This is a genomic window from Gordonia sp. (in: high G+C Gram-positive bacteria), assembly GCF_049299075.1.
Classification (GTDB): Bacteria; Actinomycetota; Actinomycetes; order Mycobacteriales; family Mycobacteriaceae; genus Gordonia.
In genome coordinates this window covers 1-3,337 of sequence record NZ_JBAQWU010000483.1, presented here as the reverse complement: position 1 = coordinate 3,337, position 3,337 = coordinate 1, and the positions used below count along the sequence as shown (strand labels likewise).

Genomic DNA, 3,337 nt, shown 5'->3' with positions numbered 1-3,337 from the left:
GCCTCCAAGGCCGGCGTGATCGGCGTGGTCAATGCCTACGCCCCGATCCTGGGTAAAAAGGGCATCACCATCAACGCCGTCGCCCCGGGCTTCATCGAGACCGCGATGACCGCCGCCATCCCGCTGGCCACCCGCGAGGTTGGGCGCCGGATGAACGCCCTGCAGCAGGGCGGCCAGACCGTCGACGTCGCCGAGACCGTCGCCTACTTCGCCAACCCGGCGAGCAATGCCGTCACCGGTAACGTCGTACGCGTCTGCGGTCAGAGCCTGCTGGGTGCGTGATGACCAAAATCATCACGCTCGCTGAGCGCCCCACCGCGGCAACGCAGTACCCGAAGGCTATCGGCGCCATGCTGCCGGTTGTCGGCAAGCCGGCGCGAGTGTCGGCCACCGCCGTCGTCCCGGACACCGTCTACCGGTTGGAGAACGTCCGGGTCGACCGCGCCCAGCTGGGAGAATACTGCCGCGCCACTGGCCTGCAGTACGGCGCCGACCTACCGCTGACCTACCTGTTTGTGCTGCAGTTCCCCCTGGCTATGGAGACCATGGTGGCGCGGGACTTCCCGTTCGGCGCGATCGGTGCGGTGCACGCGGAGAACAAGATCGAGCGCTTCCGGCAGATCCGCGTCGACGAGCCGCTGACCATCGCGACGCATGCGGAGCACCTCCGCGAGCACCGCAAGGGCATGCTGATCGATGTCATTAGCGAGTTCTTCGTGGGCCGGGAGTTGGTAGCCCGGCAGACGGGCACGTTCCTCAAGCAGCAGCGCACCAGCCTGTCCGGCGACGAGCGCGGTCCGGCGCCAAAGGACACCGCTCCGCCGCCGCCCGACCGGGTGCTGAGCGTGGATTTGGCGCTCATCCGCCAATACGCGGCAGCGTCCGGTGACCGCAACCCGATCCACATGGCCAACACCTCGGCGAAACTCTTCGGGTTCTCCCAGGCGATCGCCCACGGTATGTGGAGCGCCGCCGCAGCCATCGCCAATGTGGAGGCCCAGCTGCCTGCCGCCGTCATCTACACGGTGCGCTTCGGTAAGCCGCTGCTGCTCCCGGCCAAGGTCAACCTCTACACCGCGAAGGACGACGACGGGTACACCGTGTCGATGCTGAATCGGCGTAAAGGCTACCCACATCTGACGGGCAGGCTCACCGCGATCTAGCTGCACGTACGACGCCGCGGACGCCGCGAACCAGTGGTTCGCGGCGCCCGCGTTCGTCGTTAACGGCTCGGCTATTCCCCGGCGCCGGACCCGTCTGTGCCAGCCCCGTCGCCGACACCTTGCAGACCGCGCCAGGTGATGCCGAGCAGCAGATCTGTGGCCCGGTCAATGGAGACGTCGCCCTCGGAGATGCGGTCGGCCACCGCTTCGGCAGCACCGACCAGTGCGAGCGCGGTCAGCTCGTGATCGAGATCAGACGCCGCAACGGTGGTGCCCTGCCGGATGAGCTCGGTGATCATCCCGGTGATCTGCGCGCGCGCCTTGGTGACCACTTGCGAGAAGCCGGCACTGGAGCTGGCCACCCGGTACAGCACATGCCAGGACGCGGCGTGGTCGTGCACATAGCGCAGAAACTCGCGGACCAGGATGCGGGTCTGCTCGCGCTGGCGCAGCGTCGGGTCGAAACCACTGGCCATGGCCTCGAGAAAACGCCCCGATTCGCGTTCGATGCAGGCGCTGAACAGCTCGTCCTTGGAGCCGTAATACAGGTACAGCATCGGCTTGGAGATTTCCGCGCGCGCCGCTATCGCGTCCATCGACGTCTCCGAATAGCCGGACTCGGCGAACTCAGCGATCGCCGCATCGAGCATCTGCTGCTCCCGGATCGCCCGTGGCAGGCGCTTAGTTCCAGCCATGGTCCCAAACTTACCATTCGGTAAGTTTGAGCGATACGGTCAACAGGAGAGGACGCCTTTGGCCCGCAGAATCCGGACGACGGACGCGTCGACCTCGTCCTCGGGGAGCTTTCCGTCGGCCACCGCTCGTTCGAGGGTGTTCAGGACGGCCGATACCTTATCGGTGGTAAGCCACAAGCCGATGTCACTGCCAGCCTGAAAGGCACGCAAGACGGCCTGGTCGATCGGGTACCGGTCGGTAATCGCCTTCATCCCGGACAAGTCGTCGGAGAAGATCACGCCGTCGAAGGTCGGGCCGTCATAGCCGGCACCGCTGCGTAGCATGCTCATCACGGCCGGGCTGATGCTGGCCGGGGTGTCGCCCTGGGTCAGACCCGGCACCATCAGGTGCCCGACCATGACCCCGGCATTGCCCGGATTCTTCAGCAGCGTGCGATACGGAACCAGATCGCTGCGCTGCAATTGCGCCAGCGGCGGTGTGGTGACCGAGCCCAAGTGGGAGTCGCCCGAGGCGCTGCCATGTCCGGGGAAGTGCTTGTAGACCGGCATGATCCCGGCGTCCTGTAAACCGGCCGCAAAGGCGCCGGCGTATTCGGTCACCACCGCCGCATCGCTGGAGTACGAGCGGTCCCCGATCACCTCGTCGTCACTCTCGGCGGAGACATCGACGACGGGCGCAAAGTCGACGGTGATGCCGAGCTTGGCCATCTGCTGGCCGGCCTTCTTCGCCTGCGCACGCACCTGCCCGGGGGTCTGGCCGCTGGCCACCGCTGCGCGCGGCGCCGGCAGGTCGATGCCGAGCTTCGATAGGCGCGCGACGCGACCGCCCTCCTGATCGACAGTCACCATCAGCGGAGTGTCCGCCGATTCGGCGAGGGCCGCGGCCGAACCATCGCTCAGCATGGTCAGGTCCGTCCAGCTTCCGACAAAGATGCCGCCTATCTGCTCGGTCTGCACGACGGTCTTGGCATCGGCGGCACCAGTCACCCCGACCACGAGTCGTTGCGCCAGCTTCTGCCGCAGCGTCAGTCGAGCCAGTTCAGGTGCCCCGCAGACGGCGGGCACGGCGGTGCTGGCACTCGCGGCACTCGCCGCGGTCGACGACGATCCGGCCGGCGCCGATGAGGACGCGGCGATCTGGTCGGCGGTCGACGAGCAGGCCGCGACCACGCTGCCGCACACCACCAGGGCGATCAGGCGGGCGGTCGGTCGCAGGTATCGCGCGGATCGAGGGGAGTTACGCATGCGAAGAATGGTAGCTTGGTGCCCATGATGCGTGACCGACTGATTTATGGGGCTGTAGCTGCGGCTGCCGGGCTGATTGTGGGCGTCGGCGCAATCTTCCTCGCCGGTTCGCTGGCCGCGGAGAACTCGCCAGCCACCGATGTGAATAGCTTCAATGCCGAAAACGGCTTCCTCCAAGGCTCGGTCCAGTACGGCTCGCGCAGCGGATCCGCAAGCGGGGAGTAGCGGCGGCCG

5 protein-coding genes are annotated in these 3,337 nt (G+C 66.8%); 3 read left to right on the top strand and 2 right to left on the bottom strand.

Annotated elements, in window-relative coordinates; translation table 11 throughout:
* On the top strand, positions 1-282 hold a 282-nt coding region (locus tag WAW85_RS15245), incomplete at its 5' end, for an SDR family oxidoreductase (protein ID WP_422560436.1).
* Positions 282-1,163, top strand: coding sequence for a MaoC/PaaZ C-terminal domain-containing protein (locus WAW85_RS15240; protein WP_422560435.1), 882 nt, complete (start codon positions 282-284; stop codon positions 1,161-1,163). The genes WAW85_RS15245 and WAW85_RS15240, both read left to right, overlap by 1 nt.
* A gap of 71 nt (positions 1,164-1,234) precedes the next feature.
* Here WAW85_RS15240 and WAW85_RS15235 read toward each other — a convergent pair whose 3' ends face one another.
* Both WAW85_RS15235 and WAW85_RS15230 read right to left on the bottom strand, forming a co-directional pair.
* Complete coding sequence (locus WAW85_RS15235; RefSeq protein WP_422560434.1) at positions 1,235-1,858, bottom strand: TetR/AcrR family transcriptional regulator; 624 nt, start codon at positions 1,856-1,858, stop codon at positions 1,235-1,237.
* A 39-nt stretch (positions 1,859-1,897) separates the two neighbouring features.
* A complete protein-coding gene (locus WAW85_RS15230; protein ID WP_422560433.1) occupies positions 1,898-3,103 on the bottom strand; it encodes a glycoside hydrolase family 3 N-terminal domain-containing protein in 1,206 nt (401 codons plus the stop codon).
* A 24-nt stretch (positions 3,104-3,127) separates the two neighbouring features.
* Here WAW85_RS15230 and WAW85_RS15225 point away from each other — a divergent pair, with 24 nt between their 5' ends.
* Positions 3,128-3,328 carry a DUF2613 domain-containing protein gene (locus tag WAW85_RS15225; RefSeq protein WP_422560432.1) on the top strand — a complete coding sequence of 67 codons (201 nt, stop codon included), beginning with the start codon at positions 3,128-3,130 and terminating at the stop codon, positions 3,326-3,328.
* The last annotated feature ends 9 nt before the right edge of the window (positions 3,329-3,337 follow it).